This is a genomic window from Rhodococcus sp. MS13 (assembly GCF_013277835.1).
GTDB classification, from domain to species: Bacteria; Actinomycetota; Actinomycetes; order Mycobacteriales; family Mycobacteriaceae; genus Rhodococcus_F; species Rhodococcus_F erythropolis.
On sequence record NZ_VBTL01000011.1, the window covers coordinates 1 to 24,455 of the forward strand.

Here is a 24,455-nt window from a genome sequence, read left to right on the forward strand (position 1 = left end):
ATGGGGATGCCGGCGGCGACGGAGGCTTGGCGGGCGGGCATCTGGCCGGCGCCGGCGGTGAGGACCTGTCCCATGATGACGTAGTCGACTTGTTCGGGGGCGACTCCGGACTTGTCGAGGGCGCCTTTGATGGCGATGCCGCCGAGGTCGGACCCGGAGAGGTCTTTCAACGATCCGAGGAGTCGACCCATCGGGGTACGAGCTCCCGCAACAATCACAGTGGTCGTGTCGGTCATGCCAGTTCAACTTTCAGTTCGGTGCCGGTCGCGGCAACAACGTCTTCGACGCTGACATCGGGGGCGAGTTCACGCAGGACAAGTGGGCCTTCGTCGCTCACATCGATGACGGCGAGGTTGGTGATGATCCGATTCACCACGCCCTGGCCGGTCAGGGGCAGGGTGCACGCGTCGACGATCTTGGGGTTGCCGTCGCGGTCGTTGTGCTCCATGACGACGATGACACGCCGGGCACCGTGGACGAGGTCCATTGCGCCGCCCATTCCCTTGACCATCTTGCCGGGGACCATCCAGTTTGCGAGGTCACCCGTCTTCGACACCTGCATGCCGCCGAGAACGGCGGTGTCGATGTGGCCGCCGCGGATCATCCCGAACGAGAGGGCCGAATCAAAATATGCCGCACCGGGATTGACGGTCACGGTCTCCTTGCCGGCGTTGATGAGGTCAGGATCGACGTTGTCCTCGGTGGGATACGGTCCGGTACCGAGAATTCCGTTCTCCGAGTGCAGGACCACACGAACGTCCGACCCCAGGTATCCGGGAATCAGTGTGGGAAGACCGATTCCGAGATTGACGTACTCGCCGTCGATCATCTCTGCAGCCGCCCGCGCTGCCATCTGCTGGCGCGTCCAACCCGTCACTGTCACTGGTGCGGTCATCGTGAGGTTCCTTCCGAAGCGCTGACGGTTCGCTTTTCGATTCGCTTGTTCTGAGGGCCGGTGTGCACAATTCTCTGCACGAAGACTCCGGGCAGGTGTACCGATGCCGGGTCGATTTCACCGGGCTCGACCAGACGTTCCACCTGAGCAATGGTGACCCGTCCCGCCATCGCGGCGAGCGGGTTGAAGTTCATCGCGGTCTTGTCGAACACGAGGTTGCCGTCGGTGTCACCGAGAACAGCGTGCACGAGTGCGTAGTCGGCGTTGATCGCCTCTTCCATCACGTAACGCTTGGTTCCGAAGACGCGAGTCTCCTTCGGAGGCGATGCAATAGCGATCGAGCCGTCGGCGTCGTAGCGCCAGGGCATTCCGCCGTCGGAGATGGGGCTACCCACTCCGGCCGGTGTGAAGAATGCGGGGATTCCGGTTCCGCCGGCGCGCAGACGCTCGGCGAGCGTGCCCTGCGGCGTCAGTTCCACTTCGAGTTCGCCGGCCAGGTACTGCCGGGCGAACTCCTTGTTCTCACCGACGTACGACGCGGTCACCCGTCGGATACGTCCGGCGCTCAGCAAGATTCCGAGACCGTGATCGTCGACGCCGCAGTTGTTGGAGAACACCTCGAGGTCGGTTGCACTCGTTGCTGCGATCGCGTCGATCAATACGTCGGGGATGCCGCACAAACCGAATCCGCCGACGGCCAGCGTTGCTCCGTCGACGATGTCGGCGACCGCGTCCGCCGCGGACTCGTACACCTTTGCTGTCATGTTTTCTCCCTGCCAGGCGTTCATTGAGTAGACACTCACTCACTTCGCTATCCAGTGAACTATCTCCAGTTCACAGGTTCAAGGGATCTTGAATATCAACACAGAACTGATCGACTGCTGACCATCTGAAGAAAATTCGTTCACTGAATGGACGCTAGGATGAACTCATGCCTACTCACGAGCAATCACCGGCCATGGTCGCGCGGGTGGCGGCACTTCTGCGAGCCCTCGGCGCCTCTGAGCCAACGGGCATTTCCACCACGGAATTGGGCAAGGTCACCGGCCTCGCTCGGCCCACCGCGCACCGACTGCTCACGTCTTTGGCTGCCGAAGGACTGGTCGACCGTGACGCACGAACCGGTCGGTGGTCTCTCGGCCCGGAGTTGTACCTCCTGGGCGCCGCGGCCGGAAATCGGTACGACATCACCGACCGCGCTCGCGACATCGTCGACGACCTCGCCCGGGTCACGGGGGAGAGTGCATTCCTCTCGGCACGTCGCGGCGACGAGACCGTCTGCATCTTGAGTCAGGAAGGCAGTTTTCCGCTGCGATCTCACGTGCTGCACGAGGGGAAGCGATTCCCGTTGGGGGTCGCGTCGGCGGGGCTTGCCATCTTGAGTCACCTACCGACGCGGGACGTCGACGACTATTTCGCCCGAGTGAATCTGGAGTCGGAATGGGGTGAGATCCACAGTGAGGCATCAATCCGCGAGCGAATCGAGTCGACGCGTGTCACCGGCTATGCCGTCAATCCAGCCCTCATCGTCGAGGGAAGCTGGGGGATGGGTGCCGCGGTGTTCGACCGCAACGGGCGCCCGGACTGGGCGCTGAGTCTGACCGGAGTGGAAACCCGCTTTCGGCCCACGCGTCATGCCGAGTTGGGAACGCTACTTCTCGAGTACGCTCATACACTGTCGAACCGACTGAAAACGCATGCAGTGGTCTAACTTTCGAGAACTGCGTCATGCGCAGCAGCAGTTCTTGCCTTCGTTCGCACGTGGGCCTTCTCGCCTTGCGGGCCGAACAGATGCAAGATCTCCACTATCTGGTTGTCGGCGGGCCCGAACCAATGGGGCTCGGCGGTGTCGAACTCCGCGACTTCACCGGGGTGCAGGACAACCTCGTTCGTACCCAGAATGAGACGCAGATCCCCGGCGAGGACGTAGAGCCATTCGTAGCCGGCGTGGGTGACGAGCTTCGGTGGACGTGGACCGATCACCTGTTTGAACACCTGCACGCGTCCGGGATAGCGCGTCAACGGAACGACGGCACTGCCGTTCTTGCGTCGGCTCGGGGTGAGATGGACCCGAGGATCGCCCGTGGCGGGAGCGCCGACGAGTTGGTCCAGCGCGACCCGGTGAGCACGCGCGAGCGGTAACAGCAGATCGAGGGTGGGACGACGCTTACCCGATTCGAGTCGCGACAGTGCGCTGACGGAGATTCCGGTGGCGTCGGACAGGGCCTCGAGGGTCAGATCGCGATCCCGACGAAGCGTTCGCAGTCTCGGTCCGATATCGGTAAGCAACTGCTCGAGTTCGGCGTCCATGCGCTCATCTTTGCAGTTTCTGCAAATTTCTTACCGGCTTCGCGGGCCGGGTTGCGACGATCTTTTCGACTGGCGAGCACGGCAGAACACTTCGAGAGATGGAGTCCGAGATGAAACCTTCGAGCGGGATCGACGAACCGAAAGTGATCGGACTTGACGCACGCCGCCGGTGGGGCATTCTGGCCATCTGCTGCACGAGCTTGTTCGTCGTCGGGTTGGACACGACCATCGTCAACGTCGCTCTCCCCGCGATCGGGGAGGGATTCGGCGTCGGAACCGTTGGTCTCGAATGGATCGTCAACGCGTACACACTCGTCTTGGCAAGCTTGCTGATCTCGTCCGGCGCCCTGGCCGACAGGTTCGGTAGAAGGCGGATTTTCCAGATCGGACTGGTCGTTTTCGGGGTGGCGTCGATCGTCTGCGCGCTGGCCCCGTCGGTGGGAGTTCTGATTGCGGCGAGGATCGCGCAGGGAGTCGGTGGGTCGATGCTCAGTCCGGTGGCCCTGGCGATCGTCGTCAACGTGATGACCGACCCGAAGGAGCGAGCCAAGGCGATCGGCGTGTGGGCTGCGGTCTTCGGTCTGAGCATGGCAGCAGGACCGATAGTCGGCGGAGTCCTCATCGAGAGCTTCGGCTGGAGATCCGTTTTCTGGATCAACGTGCCCGTCATCGCGGTGGTTCTTGTGCTGACCGCGGTGTTCGTACCGCAGTCCCGGGCTGAACAACCTCGACGTCTCGACTTACCGGGGCAGGTGCTTCTGATGGTCGTCGTGGGCGGATCCGTGGCTCTGCTCATCGAAGGCCCACGAATCGGGTGGCTGGCCTCCGGTGCAATCGCGGGTTACGTCGCCGTCGCCGCCGCGCTGGCAGCGTTCGTCCGGGTCGAATCGAGAAAGAGCGAGCCGCTCATGGACCCCTCGCTGTTTCGGCACCGACCGTTCACCGGGGCAGTACTCGGCGCGATCGTGGTGTTCGTGGCACTCAACGCGACGCTGCTTCTGGGCACCTTCTACCTTCAACAGGCGCGTGAAATGACTCCCGCCGCCGCGGGCGCGATGACACTACCGATGGCTGTCGCCGCAACCATCTGTGCGCCGTTGTCGGGGATTCTCGTCGGGCGCTTCGGTGCACGATTGCCGTTGCTGATCGCCGGAAGCTTCACCGCGCTCGGCGGACTGTGCCTGGTCTCTCTCGACAACAGCACAGGCACTTCGACGTTGCTCGTCGCGTACCTGTTCCTCGGTATCGGCTTCGGTTTCTCGAATGCTCCGATCACCAACACCGCCGTCAACGGACTACCGAGATCGCAGGCAGGCCTTGCCGGCGGGATCACCTCCAGTGCAAGGCAGTTCGGCGCTGCTCTCGGTGTGGCGCTGGCCGGCGGCATGATCGCAGGCAGCGCACAATCAGACATCGCCGAGGCATCGAGAGCGGGTTGGATCCTTGTTGTCGCCTGTGGGCTCGTGGTTCTTGTCATCGCCCTGGCGTCGGGAGGTTCCGAGAAGACGAAGGGGTGAGGAGCGTGAGTTCACCCTGCGCGGGTGATTCCAACGCCGCTGCCGCCGGATAGAGATTATGGGGTATCTGATCGTCGTATCCGAGCGGGGAGAGCCATGTGCCAGACACCTAAGGACGCAACACCGGCCACCGTGGCGGTGAACCGCGAAGCGGTCACGCGGTACGCCATGGATGACCGGCAAGATTTTGTCGACGCGGATCGTGGCTTGATCGCACCGTTGCCTGGCAATGTTCTCGGCGACGACGGGCATGTGGTCTTCGACCCCGAGGCATTGGCGTACATCGGTGACGACGTTCCGGCGCCGGACACCGTCAATCCCAGTTTGTGGCGCCAGAGTCAGGTAATTCGCCGGGGTGGGCTCTACCAGGTGACGGATCGCCTCTACCAGGTGAGAAACAACGACATCGCAAACCTGACGGTCGTCGAGGGTGACGAAGGCCTGATCATCATCGACTGCATGGCGGGAGTCGAATCAGCGCGCCAGGGCATGAAGATGATTCGCGAGCACGTCAGCGACAAGCCGGTTGCAGCGATCATCTACACGCACACCCATATCGACCACTACGGCGGAGTCAAAGGCATTATCGACGTCGAGGACGTTGCATCGGGAAAGGTGCCGATCATCGCGCCGGGCACGATCGCATCGTTCGACAAGTTCGCAATCGGCGAGAATGTTGTCGCCGGCAATGCCATGGCGAGGCGGTCGTTCTATGCCTTCGGCGGATTGCTCGACCTCGGTCCGAAAGGGGCGGTCTCGTGCGGGATCGGCGTGCTCAGCACCAAAGGCCCTCAGATCTCGTATATTTCCCCCACCGACGGCATCACCGAAACCGGAACGAAGCGAGAAATTGCGGGTCTGGAGTTCGAATTCCTCTATGCACCCGATACCGAGGCTCCGGAGGAGATGCACATCTGGATCCCCGAACTCGCCGCACTGACGTGTGCGGAGAACGCAAATCATTCACTCCACAACATCCAGACCCTGCGCGGTGCGCGTACCCGCGATGCCCGTAATTTCGCGCGATACCTGGACGAGACTTTGGAACGGTGGGGCGACGACGCGGCGGTTCACTACGGACCGCACACCTGGCCGGTGTGGGGCAACGAGAACCTCGTTGGCTTCATCGAATCACAAAGGGATACCTACAAATACATTCACGACCAGGCGCTCCGGCTGGCGAACAAGGGATACACGCCGCTCGAAGCTGCCGAGGTGATCGAGCTACCCGAGGAACTCGGCCGCAAGTGGCACAACCGCGGTTACCACGGAACTTTGCATCATGACGTGCGTGCCGTGTACACCAAGGAATTGGGAATGTGGGACGGCGATCCGGTGACGCTTCATCCACATCCACCGGTCGAGTCGGCGAAGAGGTTCGTCGATCTCCTTGGGGCGCAGAAGATCCTGGATGAGGGTAAGCGAGCATTCGACGCCGCAGACTACCGGTGGGCGGCAGAGATCCTGCACAAGTTGGTGTTCGCTCAACCGGAGAACACCGAGGCGAAGAACCTTCAGGCTGACGTTTACGAGCAGATGGGGTATCAAGCCGAGGGACCTCAGTGGCGAGGTATCTACCTTTCGGCAGCGTTGGAATTGCGTGAGGGCTCGCAACCCCCGCCGTACATCACTGCGAGCGAAGACAGCGTCCTCGCGATGCCCATCGATATCTTGTTCGACTTCGTAGCAGTGCATCTCATCGGAGACAAGGCAACTGACGTCGACCTCCACATCGATTTCGTGTTCACCGATCACGACGACGAGACCTGGACGGCCTGGGTCAGGCGCGGCGTCCTCAATGCCCGCCGGGGCGCGGCGTCGAACACGCAACTGACGGTGTCCGGGCCGAAAGCTGCACTGATCGGCGCACTTCTGCAACCGGGCGCGGCTGCGGAACTTGCCAAAGCCGGGAAGATTTCGCTCACCGGAGACGAATCGGCGCTGGAGACATTGGGAGGGCTGCTGGATACCTTCGATCCCAGTTTCAATATCGTCACGCCGTGAGGAAGGGATAGTTTTCGATGTGTACACGCTTGGTCTACTTGGGGCCCAACGACACTGTGATCACTGCTCGATCGATGGATTGGAAGGTCGATCTCGGAACCAATCTCTGGGCATTTCCGCGGGGCATGACGCGCGAGGGTTGCGCGGGTCCGAACTCGATTCAGTGGACGTCGAAATACGGAAGTGTTGTCGCAACGGCCTACGACATGTGCACAACCGATGGGGTCAACGAGGCAGGACTGTCTGCAAATCTCTTGTGGTTGGTCGAGTCCGAGTACCCGGCATACGACGGCTCGACTCCGGGTCTGTCCATCGCAGCGTGGGCGCAGTATGTTCTGGATTGTTTTGCGACAGTTCAGGAAGCAGTCGAGGTCTTGGCAGCGGAACCGTTCACCGTCGTGACTGCTGCTGTTCCCGGTGAAGACCGTCTCGCTACCCTTCACATGTCACTCTCGGACGCCAGGGGAGACAGTGCGATCATCGAATACGTCGGTGGACGCGCGACTATTCATCACAGCCGTGAGTACCAGGTGATGACAAATTCTCCGATCTTCGATCAGCAACTCGCGGTCAACGAGTACTGGAAGCAGATCAACGGGACTGTGATGCTGCCCGGAACGAACCGTGCCGCTGACAGATTCGCCCGCGCGTCGTTCTACGTGGATGCGATACCGCAGACGGACGATCCGCGGTCCGCGTTGGCGTCGACGTTCAGTGTCATTCGCAATGTCTCGGTGCCGCTGGGTATTTCGACTCCAGACGAGCCCAACATCTCGTCGACCCGCTGGCGTACGGTGGTCGATCACAAACGCGCGCTCTATTTCTTCGAGTCCGCGATGACCCCGAATACGTTCTGGGTGGATGTGGCGTCGATGGATCTCGGGGAGGGGACGCCCGTCCGCAAGCTCGGGCTGGGCCCGAACGAGAGCACGGTCTACTCCGGAGACTCCACCGACCAGTTCGAACGGGCGGAGGCATTCACGTTCGCAGGAGCGTAGGGATTCGGGGACCCACGAAAACCCAATTGTGAAACTTCTTGACATTTCTACTCCGTTCAGATGAAACTTTGTTGCATATTCGGGTTTCGTCAACGGAGGACGGCATGGGCATCACAGTGCAGACACGGAACGATGGTGCGCAGCTCAAACGGCGCAGGGCGCTCGTCGCCGGCTCCGTCGGAAATTTCATCGAGTGGTACGAGTTCGGTGTGTACGGGTTCTTCGCGACGATCATCGCGTCGAACTTCTTCAGCGCCGACGGCTCCGGCGACCTCGAAAGCCTGATCAAGACCTACGCGTCGTTTGCGCTGGCCTTCTTCTTCCGCCCAGTGGGGGCCGCGCTGTTCGGCCGACTCGGTGACCGCATCGGCCGACGCCCCACCTTGGTGATCGTTCTTCTGCTGATGTCGGGTGCGACGACCCTGATCGGTGTGCTCCCCACCTACGAGAGCGTCGGAATTCTGGCACCGCTGCTCTTGACGGTTCTTCGGATCCTTCAGGGACTGTCGGCCGGAGGCGAGTTCGGCGGCGCGGTGTCGGTGATGACCGAGTTTGCGCCCCCGGGACGACGCGGACTGTACGGGTCGTGGCAATCGTTCACGGTCGCGCTCGGATTGCTCGCCGGTGCCGGAATCGCGGCGCTCCTCGCGACAGTTCTCGACTCCGGTCAGCTCAACGACTGGGGCTGGCGCATCCCGTTCCTCCTTGCACTTCCGATGGGCCTGGTCGCCCTGTGGCTCAGGCTCCGACTCGAAGAAACGCCGTCGTTCGAGCGTGCCCGCGCAGTCCAGTCCGAACCGACAGTTGATGCGGCGACGCCGGTAGTGCAGCCGACCGTCGGCGAGACCGCCAGGGCGATCCTGCTCGGCATCGGTCGGTTGATGGGTTGGTCTGCGGCGGGTTACACGTTCCTCGTCGTGATGCCGACTTATCTTCAGAGTTCACTCAACGCGACATTCCATCAGGCACTGGTTGCTTCGGTACTTGCCAATGCCGGCTTCGCAGTGACGATTCCGCTTGCGGGCGGGCTCAGTGATCGCATCGGGAGACGCGCGGTCATGCTCACCGGCACCGTTTTGATCTTGGTCCTTGCGTTGCCGCTGCTCAACGTCCTGCAGAATGAGCAGACGTCTCTGACCGCCAAGGGATTTGCAGTGTTTGCCGCCGGCGCCGCAGTGGGACTTGTCGCCGGACCCGGACCCGCCATGCTCTCCGAGATGTTCCCCACCTCGGTCCGGTACACCGGATTGGGACTCGCATACTCCCTGTCCAACGCGGTCTTTTCGGGCTGCGCCGGTCTGATAATCACGTGGCTGATCAAGGAAACTTCCAATCTCGATATTCCGGCCTACTTCGTGATGGCAACGTGCGCCGTCAGCGCGATCGCTTTGAGTACCTTGCGAGGAAATGCCCACAAGCGGGCACTCGTCGACTGACCGCAGCTTGCCCGAATGCCGAAACGATCCGAGTAAGGGAAATTTCATGAGAGTCATCGGCCTGATGTCCGGTACTTCGTACGACGCTATCGATGCTGCCGCAGCAGATATCCGGATCGACGGGGACACTCTTGTGCTGACCCCACTGGGGATGGTCAGCGAACCATATTCCGGTGAGTTGCGGGCAGCGGTGGCCGCTGCGGTACCGCCTGCGTCCACCACTGTCGGTCAGATCTGCCAACTCGACACCGAGATCGGGCAGGCATTCGCGGCCGTGGCTGCGCGGGCGAACGCGGAACTGTGTGGCGGCAGTGCGGAATTGATCTCCTCACATGGGCAGACGATGTTTCACTGGGTCGAAGGAGCGCAAGTAAAGGGCACTCTCCAACTCGGGCAGCCGGCCTGGATAGCCGAGAAGACCGGATGCACCGTCGTGTCGGACCTGCGCTCTCGCGACGTGGCGACGGGTGGACAGGGTGCACCATTGGTCAGCGCGTTCGACGTATTGTGGCTCAACGGAAGAACTTCGGGTTCCGTCGCGCTCAATCTCGGTGGCATCGCGAACGTCACTGCTCCGGGTGGCGGCGGTACGACGGCAGATGGTCCCGCAGTACCGATTGCCTTCGACACCGGCCCGGCAAATGCGCTGATCGACGCGGCGGTAAGCGAATTCACTGCGGGGGAGCAGTGGTTCGACCTCGGTGGCGCGCTGGGTGCAGCCGGCACGCCGAACGTCGATCTGCTCGCACATCTACTGAGCGAACCGTATTACACGCAGCCCGCTCCCAAGAGCACGGGCAAAGAATTGTTTCATCGGGACTATCTGCTCGCCGCTCTGCGGGGCTACGAGTCGTTGTCTCTGGCAGACATCGTCGCGACTCTGACTGCACTTACGGCCCGGACCGTCGCCGATTCCGTCAAAGCACTCGCGGCCACCGAAGTGGTGGTGTCAGGTGGTGGCACCAAGAATCCGACGTTGATGGCGATGCTCCGTGACGAACTGGGCGACATCGCGCTTGTCTCTTCGGACGAACTCGGAGTCACCTCCGACATCAAGGAAGCATTGGCTTTCGCGGTTCTCGGCTTCCTCACCGCACACGGATTGCCCGGCAGTATTGCGTCGTGCACCGGTGCGCGTCACGCCAGTGTGCTCGGATCTTTGACGCCAGGAAGCCGTGGGCTGCCTAGAATCACATCGGTGCCGTCAGCTCCGAAAACGATGCGAATCGAGGCGTTATGACTTTGGACCGGAGTGCTCCGGCGTCCGTCGACCTGCTTGCTCGTATTCGCGCATCACTGAGCAGCCTCTCACCTGCCGAGCTGCGGATCGCCGAAATCATCGAAGCCGACCCCAGCCTGGCGTCCACACTGACGGTCAACGATCTTGCCGAACGAGCGTCGACAAGCACGGCGACAGTGGTCCGCACAGCCAAAAGGCTCGGTTTCGAGGGGTATCCCCAGCTTCGTCTGGCATTGGCGGCCATCAGCGGTTCCGCGTCAAGTGATTCGATTCCACTCGGTGTGGACATCGTTGCCGCCGACTCTGCCAGTGAAGTCATGGCCAAACTCGCCGAGTTCGAGTCCGAACAACTCAAGGGCACAGCACAATTGACTGACCCTGTTGCACTCGAAGAAGTGGTGTCGCGGATTCGATCCGCCCGCCGGGTCGAGGTGTACGGCATCGGCGCGTCAGGCATCGTCGCGCAAGACCTCACGTTGAAGCTCTCGCGTATCGACGTCAACTGCCGGGTTCATCTCGACCGAGACGCAGCGATGGTCAGCGCCAGTTTGCTCGGACCGGACGACATAGCAGTGGGAATCTCGCATTCCGGCGAGACTTCTGATGTGGTCGAACCGCTTGCCCTTGCCCGTCGTACCGGGGCGTCGACGGCCGCGATCACCGGCGGGGCGCGGTCGACGCTCGCTGTGCAGTCACACCACGTTCTACTCACTGCCGGTAGAGAATTCGGTTTCCGGTCGGCAGCAATGGCAAGCCGCACCGGCCAGCTATTGGTAGTCGACACAATTTTTGCGATGGTCGCGCACTCGCTGCCGAGCGCCCTGTCTGCGCTGCAACGCAGTCATGATGCCATTGCTTCGAAGCGTCACTGACGAGGAGTCGTCGCTGTGATTACTGACGAGGAGTCGTCGTAGTGAAATTTGATCGAGGAGGACTCGCCACAATGCAATTGGACATGCTGTCTACCGAGAGACCGAACCCTCTCACCCGCGATCTCGACGTCATGTCGGTGTCGGATCTGCTGACGGTGATGAACCAGCAGGACGCAATCGTGGCCGACGCGGTCGCGGCGGTGTTACCGGCCATCGAAGCCGCAGTCGATTCGATCGTCACCGCTCGGGCACAAGGTGGTCGGCTGATCTACCTGGGAGCTGGGACCAGTGGGCGTCTGGGAGTGCTCGACGCGGTGGAATGCCCTCCGACTTTCGGGACCGATCCAGGCGAGGTGATCGGAATCATCGCCGGTGGCCCGGGAGCGTTTCTGAACGCCGTCGAGGGAGCAGAGGACGATCCGCGAGCGGCTGGGGCCGACCTCGACGCAATCTCGTTGAACGCCACGGACGTCGTGGTGGGTCTGGCGGCGAGTGGTCGTACTCCCTATGTCATCGGGGGACTTGATCATGCCCGCGCACTCGGCGCCGCAACAGTGGCAGTCTCGTGCAACCGAAATGCGGCAATGAGTTCGCACGCCGGAGTGGCCATCGAAGTGGAGACCGGCCCCGAGATCCTCACCGGATCGACGAGGCTCAAGGCCGGGACTGCACAGAAGATGGTGTGCAACATGCTTTCGACGGCAAGCATGGTCCGTTCCGGCAAGGCGTTTCACAACCTGATGGTCGACCTTCGGCCTACCAACGCCAAACTGGTCGATCGTGCAAACCGGATCGTCGCGGCAGCCACCGGAGTGGATACCGAGATCGCTTCGGAGACCATCGAGAATGCCGACGGTCATGTGAAGGCAGCGGTCGTCATGTTGTTGGCCGAATGCGACTTCGCCGAAGCATCCGAATTGTTGGATCGCGCTTCGGGTTCCGTACGCGAAGCCATCGTCGGAGCCGGCAAGAGCAGAGAGGAAGCCTGAATGGAAATCGTCATAGTTCCCAGTCCGGAAGACGGCGGGCGACTCGCTGCCGACATCGTTTGCGGCGCAATCGAAAACGGAGCCCGGACGCTCGGCCTCGCGACGGGATCGTCACCGCTGCACACGTATCGGGAGCTGATCAAGCGGCATCGAGAATCGGGAGTGTCGTTCGCGGCGATGAGCGCGTATCTTCTCGACGAGTACGTAGGTCTCACGCCCGATCAGCCGCAGTCCTACGCGCACACCATCCGCACGGAACTCGTCGATCACCTCGACATCGACAATGCGCGAGTGTTCAGCCCCGATGGGGGAGCCGCCGATCCCAGTGAAGCTGCACGGCGTTACGACGCTGCCATCGTCGACAACGGTCCCATCGACGTGCAGATTCTCGGCATCGGTCTCAACGGGCACATCGGCTTCAACGAGCCGTCCTCCTCACTCACATCGCGTACCCGAGTGAAGACCTTGACCGAGAGGACCCGCGCCGACAACGCGCGGTTCTTCGCAGACCCAGCCGATGTGCCGCATCACGTGATCACGCAGGGTCTCGGAACCATCAGTGATGCAAAGCATCTTGTGCTGATTGCGGAGGGGGCGCGCAAAGCCCCCGCGGTCCGGGCTGCGATTGAAGGTCCGGTGTCGGCGTTCTGCCCGGCATCGGTACTTCAGTTGCATCCGCACGTGACAGTCGTCGTCGACGAGGCAGCGGCCGGTGAACTCCAACTAGCGGACTTCTACCGCTACACAACCGAGCACAAGCCGGCCGAGCAGGGTTACTGAAAAGCGGGTTACTGAAAAGCGGGTTTTTGAAAAGCGGACTTGATCTCCAGCGCAGTTGAGGTCCTAGCCTCGGGGCATGATCAACGCTAGAGGTTCAGCGGTATCCCCGCCGGCGGCGCCCCGGATTTTCTCACCACCGCTCAGGGTCGCGATCGTCGGAGCGGGGCCGGCGGGAATCCACGCTGCCGGCGCTCTCGCTGAACTGGCTCCTGGCACCAAGATAGACATGTTCGAGCGTCTACCGACGCCGTACGGACTCGTGCGCTACGGTCTCGCCCCAGGGCACGCCGAGTCCGAAAAGTTCGTCGATTCTCTGCACACCGTGCTGGTCGCCAGTGACTTCCGGCTGTTCTGCAACGTAGAGATCGGAAAGGACCTTTCCGTCGAGGACCTACGCTCTTCCTACGACGCGGTGATCATTGCAACCGGTGCGCCGCGGGATGCACTACTCGACATTCCAGGCGTCGAGCTTCCCGGTTCATTCGGGGCCGCCGATTTTGTCGGTTGGTACAACGATCACCCGGACAGTTCGCTGCAGTGGCCGCTGAACGCCGAATCGGTTGCGGTGATCGGAGGTGGCAACGTCGCACTCGATGTCACCCGAATGCTTCTCGCCGAGGCGAAATCGCTGCAGGCCACGGACGTATCGGCCGAAGTTCGGGAAGGGATGGCAGGCAGTCGTGTTCGCGAAGTGCACATCTTTGTCCGGCGCGGACCAGCCGACGCTCGCTTCTCCCCGAACGAGTTGCGCGCTCTCGGTGAACTACCCGGCGTAGATGTTGTCGTCGATGCTGCCGATGTCGCGCCGGACCGGCATATCGAGCGGATGACAAAACAGTTGGTGCACACCCGACTGGCAGTCGAGACACTCCGTGGTTTCGCGGGCACTGCGCCTGCCGACCGAACTGCCCAGCGTCGAGTTCACCTGCACTTCTACCGACAGCCCGTGGAGATTCTCGGTAACGGGAAAGTCGAGGCACTCCGCGTCGAGCGGACTGATCCCGACGGCTACGGTCACGTCACCGCTTCGGGTGTCTGTACCGACTATCCGGTTCAAGCTGTGTACCGGGCAATCGGATTCCTCGGCACGCCACTTGCCGGGGTGCCCTTCGATCACGGGCGCGGCATAGTTTCGCACCGGAGCGGCGCGGTGGTCGACGAGAGCGGTCTACCGATCGCGGGCTTGTTCGTGACCGGTTGGATGAAGCGCGGTGCCGCGGGGCTGATCGGTGCGGCGCGGCCCGACGCTCGCCAAACAGTCGAAACGATGCTGCGCCAACTTGATTCGTTCGGCGGGCGTCGGGTAAATCGCAGCCGGATCGAGGAGGTCCTCGCGGCCGGCGATCTGTTGCCCGTCGATTGGGAAGGATGGCTTCGTATCGACGCCGCCGAGAAGGACCTCGGTGTCGAGCACGGACGTCCACGCGTCAAGATCGGTGACCGCGAAGAACTCGTTCGTATCGGCACGAAGTCGGCAGTTCACGCCGAATAGATTCGCTGGGGTCAGAGGTACCGCCGGGGTTACGCTGAAATGAGTCGCCTCGATTCATCGTGCTCGAGGTGCGGAGCAGAACTCATGAATGAACGTGGTGCGCAGGCCAGTGACGCGACAGTCGCGAGCGGGCCCCTGACCGAACGGGGCACCGTCACCGAGTTGCGCCTGTCCGCACTGCCGGTAGTACGCGGCGAATCGAACGATGCCGACGGTCTCGGGCGCCTGGTCGGGGACTGGGAGGCGGGACGAACCCCGTCCGACCTGAGTGAATATCTGCCCGATCCAGCCAAGATTCGTCGGGGCGCGCTGATCGAACTGGTCGGAATCGACATGGAGTACCGCTGGCTGAAGAATGACGGTCCGAAACGACTCACGGAGTATTGCGCCGAGTACCCGGAATTGCTCGAAGAGCCACTACCGGCGGAGCTTCTGTACGAGGAGTTCCGGCTGCGGAAGCAGGGCGGGGAGGACGTCGTAGCGGCCGAGTACCTCAGCGAGTTCCCTTTGCAAGCAGAGGGTTTCGAGCGGTTGTTCGACCGTGATTCGATGGCCGGTCGAGAAGACGTGATGATGTTGGGGCTCTCGGGTTTCGACGAGTTCGAGATCGGGCAGCGCCTCGATGATTTCGAACTGGTGTTGGAACTCGGGCACGGTGCATTCGCCCGAGTGTTCCTGGCACGGCAACTGTCGATGCAGCGATGGGTTGCGTTGAAAATCTCGCGCAACGTCGGGGTCGAGCCGCAGACTCTCGCCCAACTCGACCATCCCAACATCGTTCGGGTCTTCGATCAACGGCTGCTCGAGGAACGCGCACTGCGAGTTCTGTTCATGGAATACGTGCCAGGCGGGACCTTGCTCGACGTGGTCAAACTTGTCCGCGTGACACCGCAGGCTCAGCGGTCCGGACAACTACTTCTCGACGCCATCGATCAGACCCTGGCGAAGAAGGGGGAGATGAAACCGAGCGAGACGAGTTTACGGAACGAGATCGCAGCGATGTCGTGGCCGGAGACCGTGGCCTGGATGGGAATGAGACTGGCCGACGCCCTCGAGTACGCGCGTGAGCACGGCGTACTACATCGGGACATCAAGCCGGCGAACGTACTTCTCAGTGTCGAAGGCATTCCCAAACTCGCTGACTTCAACGTCAGTTCGAGCGAGGAGGTTTCGACCGAGGACGCTGCCTGTTTTGTCGGAGGCTCGCTCGCCTACATGTCTCCAGAGCAGTTGGAGGCCTGTGCCGTGGGGTCTCCCGGCACACTCGACACCCGTAGCGACATCTATGCACTCGGCGTGATGCTGTGGGAACTCCTCACCGGGAGTAGGCCTTTCACGGACGACGGCACGGGGCAGAACCCACCGTCGCCCAAGAAGGCGCTCGAGGCACGCCGGCGTGGAGTGGATCCCGCGGCCGAGGCCCGGTTACCGGACGACTGCCCGCCGGCGCTGCGCCGAGTACTGGTGAAGTCTCTTTCGCCCGAGAGAGACGGACGGTGGTCTGGCGGACGAAAGCTTGCCCGTCAGTTCGCACTGTGTCTGGACCGGTCTGCCCGGAACCTGGTGGACCCACCGGAAGGGAGCCCGCGTTCGACGTTGTGGAAGTGGGCACTGCCGATTCTTCTGGCCGCGATCGGAATTCCGAATCTCCTGGCGGCGGGCTACAACTACTACTACAACAAGATGCTGATCATTTCGGGACTCTCGCCCCAGGCTCAGCAGCACCTCGAGCAGGTTCATCTGGTCATCGGGGTGGCCGCGTTCTCACTCGGTGCCGCGGCGATCCTGTATTGGTGCCGGCTTGCGCTCACTGTGCCTCACGGACTGCGTCACGGTCAGACGTACAGCGCGGAGGTCTTGAACAAAGCCCGTACCGCGACGCTGAACGTCGGACACCGCGCGGTGGTGATCGCATTCGGTCTGTGGGTCCTGGCCGGTATCGCATATCCAGTTGCGTTGCAGATTGCCGCCGGAGGTATTCCGCAACGAGCATACGTGCACCTGATGTCGTCGCTGGCAGTGTGCGGCGCCGTCGCAGTCGCGTATCCGTTCTTCATCCTGACGTACTACTCGGTTCGATGTCTGTATCCGATCTTGTTGTCACACGGCGAGTTACGAAGCGACGACGGACGCGATATTCGCTCGTTGGGTCGGAGCAGCACGCGTTACCTCGCAGTCGCGGCGTCGGTTCCACTGGTGGGAATCGCGGGACTCAGTTTTGTCGGTTCCGGGGCCGGGGAGGAACTCAACGCAACCGTCCGTGCGCTGTGTCTGGGCGGGATCGCGGGCTTCATCGTTGTGTATCAACTGTTTCGACGGATCGAAAGTGATCTCCGAGCACTGCTGCGCGTTGTGTCTCTCGAGGTGTCGGCGTCTCCGTAATTGCCTGACAACCGCACCCGGGTTGGCCTATTTGGCAGTGCTCTTGCGCGGTCGGCTGCGACGAACTGCTTTGGTGGGCGGCGGAGACTTCTCTTCTGATTCTTCCTGAGGGTCGTCGCGCCAGTGAATCTCGATTTCTATCTCGACCTCGTTGCCGTCGACTTCGATCTCGAGTTCCCACCGAACCTGTTCCGGAACACTGATTTCGATCGAGTCCCCACCCGACCCCAGTTCCACTTCCGATCCACTGGCGAGGGCCTGGCCGAGGGCGATGAGTCGGTCGGCGACTTCCTGCCGTGAGAGTTGTGACTTCCTCTTGATCTCCAATTTGGGCACGATCACTCCTGACCTCGGCGGATTCTCCCCTTCACCGTAGTTGGAACAAACGGAAGATTGTTACCTTTGGACGATGTCGACCCGCTACCACGTCACCTCCGCCTTGAACCGTGCGTCGATCCAGCGGTATGGATTGGACTGGCGCCGAATGGGCTCAGCTCGCGGAATCGCAGGAAGTCTACGAGCAGAGCAGGAGGGATGCTTCCTCGCCAGCGACGAGGGCGAACGGGACTGGTTTGTCAGAATGAACAACACCGGCGGCGCGGTTGACGTATGGGAAGTCGACGGTATCGACGCTGCATCTCTTGTTCAGTCGCCGGAGGGGCACTACTACTTCCCCGGCGTCATCGCCGCCGCTGAACTGCGACTGGCGCAACAAGACCTACCCCCAGTTCATCTCCCATGATTCCCGGGCCCGTTCGTCCTGTTCGGAGCGCTGACGAATCGGTCGGCAAATCCGCGTAGGCGAGGATTTTCGCGAAAGTCTGGGTTCAGTCCAGAAGATTGCGCAATAGTGGAAAGGTGCCTTCGACGCCGGATTATGCAGCCCAACTGCGTAACGCTGAGCTTCGCGTGACTCGTCCCAGAGTCACGGTGCTCGAGGTTGTGCATGCACGCCCACACGCAGCCACCGAGACTGTCTTCGATGCTGTGCGGGCTGTTCTGCCAGGGGTGTCGCGGCAGGCGGTCTACGACGTGTTGCACGCTCTCACCGACGCCGGGCTGATCAGGCGGATCCAACCGTCCGGATCGGTGGCGCTGTACGAGTCTCGCGTCGGTGACAACCACCATCACGTCGTCTGCCGGTCCTGTGGGGCCGTTGCAGATGTCGACTGTGCAGTCGGAGAGGCACCGTGCTTGACGCCGTCGGCGCACAACGGCTTCGTCCTCGATGAAGCCGAGGTCATCTACTGGGGCCTGTGTGCCGACTGTTCGACAACTCAGAGTTTGCGATCACACCCGTGATCGAAGTCCGTTCTACTCGCTCATGGAGGGATTACCGTGTCCGATAGTTGCCCGGTTGCTCACGATGGAAACACCGCGAGCACCAGCGAAAGTGAAAACCCCGCGATCCCGTCTCCGACACCGACCGGGAATCGTCCGAGAACCAACCGGGACTGGTGGCCGAATCAGCCGGATCTCTCTGTCTTGCATGCGCATTCGTCCAAGTCGAATCCGATGGGAGCCGACTTCGATTATGCGCAGGAATTTGCCAAGCTCGACGTCGAGGCGCTCAAACGTGACGTCATTGCCTTGATGACGGCGTCGCAGGATTGGTGGCCGGCCGACTACGGACACTACGGCGGACTCTTCGTGCGTATGAGCTGGCATGCTGCCGGCACCTATCGCATCGCAGACGGCCGCGGCGGTGGCGGTCAGGGCGCTCAGCGTTTCGCCCCGCTCAACAGTTGGCCGGACAACGCCAGCCTCGACAAGGCACGTCGCCTGCTCTGGCCGGTCAAGCAGAAGTATGGAAAGCAGGTTTCCTGGGCCGACCTGCTGGTGTTCGCAGGCAACTGCGCTCTGGAGTCGATGGGGTTCAAGACCTTCGGCTTCGGCTTCGGCCGAGAAGACATCTGGGAGCCCGAGGAGATCTACTGGGGTCCTGAGGACACCTGGCTCGGCGACGAGCGCTACAGCGGAGACCGTGAGCTGTCCGGACCGCTCGGCGCAGTTCAGATGGGCCTGATCTACGTCAATCCCGAAGGACCCAACGGACAACCGGACCCGGTAGCGGCCGCCCGCGACATCCGAGAAACCTTCGCTCGCATGGCGATGAACGACGTGGAAACGGCCGCGCTGATCGCCGGCGGCCACACCTTTGGCAAGACACACGGTGCCGGTCCGGCCGACCTCGTCGGACCCGAACCGGAAGGCGCACCCGTCGAGCAACAGGGACTGGGCTGGAAGAGCGCCTTCGGTACGGGCGTGGGTAAGGACGCGATCACCAGTGGTCTCGAGGTCGTGTGGACTCCCACTCCGACGAAGTGGGACAACACTTTCCTGGAGATTCTGTACGGATACGACTGGGAGCTGACCAAGAGCCCGGCGGGTGCGTGGCAGTGGATCCCGAAGGATGGCGCGGGGGCCGGCACGATCCCGGATCCGTTCGATTCGTCGGCCGGACGTACTCCGACGATGCTGACCACCGACCTCTCCCTACGCCTGGATCCGACGTACGAGAAAATCACACGGCGTTGGCTCGATCATCCCGAAGAATTCGCTGAAGAGTTCGCCAAGGCTTGGTACAAGCTCCTGCATCGCGACATGGGACCGGTCACGCGTTACCTGGGACCGTGGGTTCCCGAACCGCAGTTGTGGCAGGACCCGGTTCCCTCGGCCGATGATCAACTGATCGGGGACGCGGACATCGCGATCCTCAAGAGTCGACTTCTCGATTCCGGGCTGTCCGTCTCACAGTTGGTGTCGACCGCGTGGGCGTCGGCTGCGAGCTTCCGCAGCACTGACATGCGCGGCGGCGCCAACGGTGCTCGAATTCGCCTGGAGCCGCAGAAGAACTGGGAAGTCAACGAGCCCGCAGCCCTCTCCGCGGTGCTTCAGACCATCGAGCGAGTTCAGCAGGAATTCAACCAGGCTGGTGGAGCCAAGGTTTCACTTGCCGACCTGATCGTTCTGGGTGGTACAGCGGCAGTCGAGCAGGCCGCGAAGAACGCCGGACAAGACATCACGGTCTCGTTCACGCCGGGACGTACGGATGCGACTCAGGAGCAGACAGACGTCGACTCGTTCGAGGTACTCGAACCCCGGGCCGACGGATTCCGGAACTACCTCAAGGGAGGGGAGAAGATTCCGGCAGAGATTCTGTTGGTCGACCGCGCGTACATGCTGTCGCTGACCCCGCCCGAGGTGACAGTTCTGGTCGGCGGACTTCGCGCGCTGAACGCGAACTTCGGCAAGACCGGCCACGGGGTGTTCACCGACCGTCCCGAGACGTTGACCAACGATTTCTTCGTCAACCTTCTCGACATGGGTACCGAGTGGAAGCCGTCGAAGACGGAAGAGAACGTCTACGACGGGGTTGATCGGGCGACTGGAGATCCGAAGTACACGGCAACTGCGGTCGACCTTGTTTTCGGATCGAATTCGCAACTGCGCGCACTCTCCGAGGTGTACGCCAGCGAAGACGCGAAGCAGAAGTTCGCCGAGGACTTCGCTGCCGCCTGGACCAAGGTGATGGACCTCGACAGGTTCGACGTCAACTGATTCAGCAGATTAGCCGACGGCGCCCCGCGAGCTTTGTTCTCGCGGGGCGCCGCCGTTTCCCGCACGATAGCGTGGTCATGTGGCCGATCAATTTGCGCTGGTACCAGCGGTGTACGTGATGTTTCGTCGAAGCAACCCGGCGCAACGGCCGGAGGTGCTGTTGCAGTTGCGTGAGGGCACCGGTTTCATGGACGGATACTGGGCTCACGCTGCTGCGGGACACGTCGAACTGGGGGAGTCGGCACTCGATGCGGCTGTCAGGGAGGCCGCGGAAGAACTTGGCGTGGAGCTGCTTTCCTCGGAACTGAAGCCACTCACCGTATTGCATCGCCGACATGCGGAAGGGGTCGACCCGGTGGATCATCGAGTGGACTTCTTCTACGAATGCCGCACGTGGTCGGGTGAACCACGCCGGATGGAGCCGTTGAAATCTGCAGATCTGCGGTGGTGGCCGGTTGACGAACTCCCGGAGAAGTTGGTCGACCACGAGCGTTTCGTGATCGAAGCCCACCACGCCGGTCAGCTCGCACCCATCCACAGCTACGGGTTCTGACCGAGCGAGGATCCAATTCAGGCTTCGCTCGCAACGATGACCGGGCAGTGAGCTTTTCGAATCATTGCACTGCTCGTGGTGCCGAGAGCGGTGTCGTCGAACGAACCTCGGCCGCGCCGGCCCACGACGAGAAGCCGTGCCTCGGTGGAGAGTTGTTCCAGAATGGCAACCGAAGGGCCGTCGTACTCGATCTGTCGGATGGTGACGCCGGGGTAGAGCGTGGCCCAACCTGAAAGTTGCCACGTCAGCGGCGTCGAATGCTGGGGCGCGTGCCCGGCTTCGAAGTTTCGACTCAGCTCGGCCTCCGGCGGGACAGCGTGCACGACGACCAGTTCGGTGTTCGCGGCCTCGGCTTCCTTGAATGCAATGGCCAGAGCGCTTTCGCTGTAGGCGCTTCCGTCCAAACCGACGACAACGGGAAGATCAGCCGTAGCCTGGCTTTCACACGAAGTTCCGACTGTTGCGAATGAACATGCCGGGGCGGGTGCAGTGAGATCGTCCTGTTGAGTGACGATCAAGGGGTTGACGATCAAGGCGGCCTCGGACGTCAACGCGGTGAGGATTGCGGTGTTCTCCCCGGAGATCAGATCGGTCCGGATCCGAAGATCTGGCGACACCGACTCTGCGATCTGAATGGCTTCCATGAACAGGCCGGTCGGTGATGCCGAGGTATTCGGATCGCCGGTGTTCGGATCTGCGGTGTTCGGAGCTACGAAAACTATTCGCATCCAGAGACTGTGGCGATGCGCGAACTCGGCCGCCCACGTGATCACGTCGGTGCGCAGCGGGGATCCATCGATGCACACGACGACCGCTCCGTCTGCGGACCACTCCGAGGTGAAGACGTCAGTCGAAAGTTGGGAGGTCATTCCGAGCTCCTCGCGTTATGTCTGTCGAAGGTTCTGTTGAATGCGAACTGGCTTGCAGGACAGTGCCGAACAGCAATCCTGCAACCACTATCGAGCAAGCGGCAGTTGTCAGGGGCAACCACACGAGCGTCGTGACTGCGAACATGAGGACGAGCAACGGCATCAGGAGATGGCCGGGTTTCGCTCGGCGTTCAACCTGCTGACTTTCTGCCCAAGCTCGATACTTCGTGCCGTCATTCATGTCATTTCACCTCTGTGCTTACCGTGGAAACCGGCTTGTGACCAAGCAGTCCGACGTGCGCCTCGTCGCGCATCCTCTCGACCATGTGGGGGTAGTGCAGTTCGAATGCCGGCCGCTCACTGCGGATTCGGGGGAGTTCGGTGAAGTTGTGTCGTGGTGGAGGGCAGGACGTCGCCCATTCGAGTGAGTTTCCGAATCCCCAGGGATCGTCGACCGTCACGATCCGTCCGTACCGATAGCTCTTGAAAACGTTCCAGATGAACGGAATCGTCGAGGCTCCGAGCACAAACGCGCCGACGGTCGAGATCGTGTTGAGAAGAGTGAAATTGTCCGACGGCAGGTAATCCGCGTACCGCCGAGGCATACCCTGAGCGCCGAGCCAATGCTGGACGAGAAATGTCGCGTGAAAGCCGATCAGTGTCAACCAGAAGTGAATCTTGGCGAGCTTCTCGTCCAACATCCGGCCGGTCATTTTCGGGAACCAGAAATAGATTCCGGCGTATGTCGCGAACGCGATTGTTCCGAAGAGGACGTAGTGGAAATGCGCGACAACAAAGTACGAGTCGGTGACATGAAAGTCCAGGGGCGGGCTTGCGAGAATTACGCCGGAGAGTCCGCCGAACAGGAATGTGACCAGGAAGCCGACGGAGAACAGCATCGGCGACTCGAAAGTCAACTGCCCCTTCCACATCGTGCCGATCCAGTTGAAGAACTTGACTCCGGTGGGAACTGCGATGAGGAAGGTCATGAACGAGAAGTAGGGGAGGAGAACGGCGCCGGTTGCGTACATGTGGTGCGCCCACACAGCGATCGACAGAGCTGCAATTCCCAGTGTTGCGTAGACCAATCCGGTGTATCCGAAGATCGGCTTGCGGCTGAAGACAGGGAAGATCTCGGAGACTATGCCAAAGAACGGAAGCGCCAGAATGTAGACCTCGGGATGGCCGAAGAACCAGAACAGGTGCTGCCACAACATGACTCCACCTGTCGCGGGGTCGAACAAATGCGCTCCCAGGTGCCGGTCCACCCACAGCCCGATCAAGGCAGCAGCGAGCAGCGGAAAAACGAGGAGGATCAGCATGCTGGCGACCAGCGCATTCCACGTGAAGATCGGCATGCGGAACATCGTCATCCCGGGGGCCCGCAGGCAGACGATCGTCGAAACGATGTTGACTGCGCCGAGGATGGTGCCGACGCCGCCGAGAGTAAGCCCGATGATCCACAGGTCGGCACCCATACCGGGGGAGTGGAGTTCGCTGGTGAGTGGCACGTAAGCGGTCCAGCCGAAATCTGCTGCACCACCGGGTGTTACGAACCCGGCGGAGGCGATCAGGCCGCCGAAGAGATACAACCAGTAGCTGAACGCATTGAGCCGCGGGAAACACACGTCCGGCGAGCCGATCTGCAGCGGCATGAGGTAGTTGGCGAATCCGAAGAAGACCGGGGTCGCGTACAGCAAGAGCATGATCGTGCCGTGCATGGTGAACAACTGGTTGTACTGCTCGTTTGACAGGAATTGCATTCCCGGGACAGTCAATTCCATGCGCATGAGCAGCGCCATCAGTCCGCCGATCAGGAAGAAGGCAAACGATGTCACGATGTACATCAGCCCGATCATCTTGTGATCGGTGGTCCTCAGGATCTCGACCAGTTTCGAACCCTTCGGAGCGGTCCGGGGAGTTGCGCCGACGTGGATATCGACCTCGTCGACCGGCCGGGGCGCGAGATCAACCACGACGGCCGCCTGTGCGCATCGACGTGACGAAATACCGAGAATTCTTGGGACTGTGGAACATAAACGCAATGATCGCGGCGGCCACGACCTCGGACGAGGGGAAAAGGTCCCGAGGATCGGACAGGGCGGCATGGCGTAGATCACGTGGTCCGGTACGGTCGAAAGACAATTGTCCTTGCGGATGGAAAGCGAGTTGTCATGGCATGTCGTATCAGTGAATTGGTGCTCGGTTGCCGGGATCCTGAGGTTCTGGGGCGGTTCTGGTGCGAGGTCCTGGACTTCGTCGTGCTCGATCGAATGCACGACGGTTCTCTGGAGATCGGCCCGCGCGAAGGGTTCGGCGGTCCGCAGCCGACGATCATCCTCAGTCGCAGAGACGAACCGGAGAAGGGTAAGCCCCGCCTGCATATCGACGTCAACGCCACCGACCGCGATCAGGAAGCCGAACTGGAACGCCTATTGGGTCTTGGTGCGCGGCCGGCCGACATCGGCCAGACGGGGCAGGAACAATGGCATGTCCTGGCCGATCCAGAAGGTAACGAGTTCTGCCTGCTCAAGGCCCAACTGGATCCGCTCTGACG

22 protein-coding genes and 1 pseudogene are annotated in these 24,455 nt (G+C 61.6%); 16 read left to right on the forward strand and 7 right to left on the reverse strand.

Annotated elements, in window-relative coordinates; genetic code table 11:
* From FEZ59_RS21670 to FEZ59_RS21680, 3 genes and pseudogenes are all read right to left on the reverse strand, one after another.
* Nucleotides 1–236, reverse strand: a pseudogene (locus tag FEZ59_RS21670) (acetyl-CoA C-acyltransferase); the annotation flags it as partial.
* Complete coding sequence (locus tag FEZ59_RS21675) at nucleotides 233–895, reverse strand: 3-oxoacid CoA-transferase subunit B (protein WP_020906493.1); 663 nt, start codon at nucleotides 893–895, stop codon at nucleotides 233–235. The pseudogene FEZ59_RS21670 and the gene FEZ59_RS21675, both read right to left, overlap by 4 nt.
* Nucleotides 892–1,659 (reverse strand): CoA transferase subunit A, encoded by a 768-nt coding sequence (locus tag FEZ59_RS21680; protein ID WP_153211317.1) that lies wholly within the window; start codon nucleotides 1,657–1,659, stop codon nucleotides 892–894. Before FEZ59_RS21680 ends, FEZ59_RS21675 begins: the two co-directional genes overlap by 4 nt.
* Before the next feature lie 167 nt (nucleotides 1,660–1,826).
* Between FEZ59_RS21680 and FEZ59_RS21685 the strand changes: the two genes are divergently transcribed.
* On the forward strand, nucleotides 1,827–2,606 hold the full coding sequence (locus FEZ59_RS21685; protein ID WP_021333887.1) for an IclR family transcriptional regulator: 780 nt from the start codon (nucleotides 1,827–1,829) through the stop codon (nucleotides 2,604–2,606).
* Here the strand turns inward: FEZ59_RS21685 and FEZ59_RS21690 are convergent.
* Nucleotides 2,603–3,205, reverse strand: coding sequence for a helix-turn-helix transcriptional regulator (locus FEZ59_RS21690; protein WP_070797293.1), 603 nt, complete (start codon nucleotides 3,203–3,205; stop codon nucleotides 2,603–2,605). The two genes, FEZ59_RS21685 and FEZ59_RS21690, sit on opposite strands and share 4 nt — an antisense overlap.
* 110 nt (nucleotides 3,206–3,315) lie before the next feature.
* On the opposite strand from FEZ59_RS21690, the gene FEZ59_RS21695 reads away from it, so the two are divergent.
* The 10 genes from FEZ59_RS21695 to FEZ59_RS21740 all read left to right on the forward strand — a co-directional run bounded on the left by FEZ59_RS21695 (nucleotide 3,316) and on the right by FEZ59_RS21740 (nucleotide 16,915).
* Nucleotides 3,316–4,722 carry an MFS transporter gene (locus FEZ59_RS21695; RefSeq protein ID WP_070797301.1) on the forward strand — a complete coding sequence of 469 codons (1,407 nt, stop codon included), beginning with the start codon at nucleotides 3,316–3,318 and terminating at the stop codon, nucleotides 4,720–4,722.
* A gap of 96 nt (nucleotides 4,723–4,818) precedes the next feature.
* Nucleotides 4,819–6,726 carry an alkyl sulfatase dimerization domain-containing protein gene (locus FEZ59_RS21700; protein WP_046378066.1) on the forward strand — a complete coding sequence of 636 codons (1,908 nt, stop codon included), beginning with the start codon at nucleotides 4,819–4,821 and terminating at the stop codon, nucleotides 6,724–6,726.
* A 17-nt stretch (nucleotides 6,727–6,743) separates the two neighbouring features.
* Entirely contained in the window at nucleotides 6,744–7,724 is a 981-nt protein-coding gene (locus tag FEZ59_RS21705) for a linear amide C-N hydrolase (protein ID WP_019747534.1), read from the forward strand.
* Between the two features lie 104 nt (nucleotides 7,725–7,828).
* Nucleotides 7,829–9,160, forward strand: coding sequence for an MFS transporter (locus FEZ59_RS21710; protein WP_019747533.1), 1,332 nt, complete (start codon nucleotides 7,829–7,831; stop codon nucleotides 9,158–9,160).
* A 46-nt stretch (nucleotides 9,161–9,206) separates the two neighbouring features.
* A complete protein-coding gene (locus tag FEZ59_RS21715; protein ID WP_020906499.1) occupies nucleotides 9,207–10,400 on the forward strand; it encodes an anhydro-N-acetylmuramic acid kinase in 1,194 nt (397 codons plus the stop codon).
* Nucleotides 10,397–11,272: a MurR/RpiR family transcriptional regulator gene (locus tag FEZ59_RS21720; RefSeq protein WP_042950990.1), complete on the forward strand. Its 876-nt coding sequence runs from the start codon at nucleotides 10,397–10,399 to the stop codon at nucleotides 11,270–11,272. Before FEZ59_RS21715 ends, FEZ59_RS21720 begins: the two co-directional genes overlap by 4 nt.
* Nucleotides 11,273–11,343: 71 nt before the next feature.
* Complete coding sequence (murQ, locus tag FEZ59_RS21725) at nucleotides 11,344–12,261, forward strand: N-acetylmuramic acid 6-phosphate etherase (protein ID WP_070797291.1); 918 nt, start codon at nucleotides 11,344–11,346, stop codon at nucleotides 12,259–12,261.
* Nucleotides 12,262–13,041, forward strand: coding sequence for a glucosamine-6-phosphate deaminase (nagB, locus tag FEZ59_RS21730; protein ID WP_172933202.1), 780 nt, complete (start codon nucleotides 12,262–12,264; stop codon nucleotides 13,039–13,041).
* A gap of 76 nt (nucleotides 13,042–13,117) precedes the next feature.
* Nucleotides 13,118–14,533 (forward strand): FAD-dependent oxidoreductase, encoded by a 1,416-nt coding sequence (locus FEZ59_RS21735; protein ID WP_172933203.1) that lies wholly within the window; start codon nucleotides 13,118–13,120, stop codon nucleotides 14,531–14,533.
* 84 nt (nucleotides 14,534–14,617) lie between these two features.
* The gene (locus tag FEZ59_RS21740) at nucleotides 14,618–16,915 is read left to right on the forward strand and encodes a serine/threonine-protein kinase (RefSeq protein ID WP_030535895.1); all 2,298 of its coding nucleotides are present in this window, start codon (nucleotides 14,618–14,620) and stop codon (nucleotides 16,913–16,915) included.
* A 27-nt stretch (nucleotides 16,916–16,942) separates the two neighbouring features.
* On the opposite strand, the gene FEZ59_RS21745 is transcribed toward FEZ59_RS21740, so the two are convergent.
* Nucleotides 16,943–17,251, reverse strand: coding sequence for an amphi-Trp domain-containing protein (locus FEZ59_RS21745; protein ID WP_024487387.1), 309 nt, complete (start codon nucleotides 17,249–17,251; stop codon nucleotides 16,943–16,945).
* Nucleotides 17,252–17,324: 73 nt separating this feature from the next.
* On the opposite strand from FEZ59_RS21745, the gene FEZ59_RS21750 reads away from it, so the two are divergent.
* The 4 genes from FEZ59_RS21750 to FEZ59_RS21765 all read left to right on the forward strand — a co-directional run bounded on the left by FEZ59_RS21750 (nucleotide 17,325) and on the right by FEZ59_RS21765 (nucleotide 21,029).
* A complete protein-coding gene (locus tag FEZ59_RS21750) occupies nucleotides 17,325–17,657 on the forward strand; it encodes a hypothetical protein (RefSeq protein ID WP_037119238.1) in 333 nt (110 codons plus the stop codon).
* A gap of 116 nt (nucleotides 17,658–17,773) precedes the next feature.
* Complete coding sequence (locus FEZ59_RS21755) at nucleotides 17,774–18,217, forward strand: Fur family transcriptional regulator (RefSeq protein WP_019747524.1); 444 nt, start codon at nucleotides 17,774–17,776, stop codon at nucleotides 18,215–18,217.
* A 36-nt stretch (nucleotides 18,218–18,253) separates the two neighbouring features.
* The gene (gene katG, locus FEZ59_RS21760) at nucleotides 18,254–20,476 is read left to right on the forward strand and encodes a catalase/peroxidase HPI (protein WP_030535896.1); all 2,223 of its coding nucleotides are present in this window, start codon (nucleotides 18,254–18,256) and stop codon (nucleotides 20,474–20,476) included.
* A 79-nt stretch (nucleotides 20,477–20,555) separates the two neighbouring features.
* Nucleotides 20,556–21,029, forward strand: coding sequence for an NUDIX domain-containing protein (locus FEZ59_RS21765; protein WP_020906507.1), 474 nt, complete (start codon nucleotides 20,556–20,558; stop codon nucleotides 21,027–21,029).
* Nucleotides 21,030–21,046: 17 nt separating this feature from the next.
* On the opposite strand, the gene FEZ59_RS21770 is transcribed toward FEZ59_RS21765, so the two are convergent.
* Both FEZ59_RS21770 and ctaD read right to left on the reverse strand, forming a co-directional pair.
* Nucleotides 21,047–21,898, reverse strand: coding sequence for a universal stress protein (locus tag FEZ59_RS21770; protein ID WP_021343144.1), 852 nt, complete (start codon nucleotides 21,896–21,898; stop codon nucleotides 21,047–21,049).
* Between the two features lie 242 nt (nucleotides 21,899–22,140).
* On the reverse strand, nucleotides 22,141–23,874 hold the full coding sequence (ctaD, locus tag FEZ59_RS21775) for a cytochrome c oxidase subunit I (RefSeq protein ID WP_019747520.1): 1,734 nt from the start codon (nucleotides 23,872–23,874) through the stop codon (nucleotides 22,141–22,143).
* A gap of 198 nt (nucleotides 23,875–24,072) precedes the next feature.
* Between ctaD and FEZ59_RS21780 the strand changes: the two genes are divergently transcribed.
* On the forward strand, nucleotides 24,073–24,453 hold the full coding sequence (locus tag FEZ59_RS21780) for a VOC family protein (protein WP_020906510.1): 381 nt from the start codon (nucleotides 24,073–24,075) through the stop codon (nucleotides 24,451–24,453).
* The last annotated feature ends 2 nt before the right edge of the window (nucleotides 24,454–24,455 follow it).

Coding starts and splice junctions, on each gene's coding strand:
- FEZ59_RS21675 (WP_020906493.1), bottom strand. CDS start 895: ATGACCGCACCAGTGACAGTGACGGGTTGGACGCGCCAGCAGATGGCA.
- FEZ59_RS21680 (WP_153211317.1), bottom strand. CDS start 1,659: ATGACAGCAAAGGTGTACGAGTCCGCGGCGGACGCGGTCGCCGACATC.
- FEZ59_RS21685 (WP_021333887.1), top strand. CDS start 1,827: ATGCCTACTCACGAGCAATCACCGGCCATGGTCGCGCGGGTGGCGGCA.
- FEZ59_RS21690 (WP_070797293.1), bottom strand. CDS start 3,205: ATGGACGCCGAACTCGAGCAGTTGCTTACCGATATCGGACCGAGACTG.
- FEZ59_RS21695 (WP_070797301.1), top strand. CDS start 3,316: ATGAAACCTTCGAGCGGGATCGACGAACCGAAAGTGATCGGACTTGAC.
- FEZ59_RS21700 (WP_046378066.1), top strand. CDS start 4,819: ATGTGCCAGACACCTAAGGACGCAACACCGGCCACCGTGGCGGTGAAC.
- FEZ59_RS21705 (WP_019747534.1), top strand. CDS start 6,744: ATGTGTACACGCTTGGTCTACTTGGGGCCCAACGACACTGTGATCACT.
- FEZ59_RS21710 (WP_019747533.1), top strand. CDS start 7,829: ATGGGCATCACAGTGCAGACACGGAACGATGGTGCGCAGCTCAAACGG.
- FEZ59_RS21715 (WP_020906499.1), top strand. CDS start 9,207: ATGAGAGTCATCGGCCTGATGTCCGGTACTTCGTACGACGCTATCGAT.
- FEZ59_RS21720 (WP_042950990.1), top strand. CDS start 10,397: ATGACTTTGGACCGGAGTGCTCCGGCGTCCGTCGACCTGCTTGCTCGT.
- murQ (WP_070797291.1), top strand. CDS start 11,344: ATGCAATTGGACATGCTGTCTACCGAGAGACCGAACCCTCTCACCCGC.
- nagB (WP_172933202.1), top strand. CDS start 12,262: ATGGAAATCGTCATAGTTCCCAGTCCGGAAGACGGCGGGCGACTCGCT.
- FEZ59_RS21735 (WP_172933203.1), top strand. CDS start 13,118: ATGATCAACGCTAGAGGTTCAGCGGTATCCCCGCCGGCGGCGCCCCGG.
- FEZ59_RS21740 (WP_030535895.1), top strand. CDS start 14,618: ATGAATGAACGTGGTGCGCAGGCCAGTGACGCGACAGTCGCGAGCGGG.
- FEZ59_RS21750 (WP_037119238.1), top strand. CDS start 17,325: ATGTCGACCCGCTACCACGTCACCTCCGCCTTGAACCGTGCGTCGATC.
- FEZ59_RS21770 (WP_021343144.1), bottom strand. CDS start 21,898: ATGACCTCCCAACTTTCGACTGACGTCTTCACCTCGGAGTGGTCCGCA.
- FEZ59_RS21780 (WP_020906510.1), top strand. CDS start 24,073: ATGGCATGTCGTATCAGTGAATTGGTGCTCGGTTGCCGGGATCCTGAG.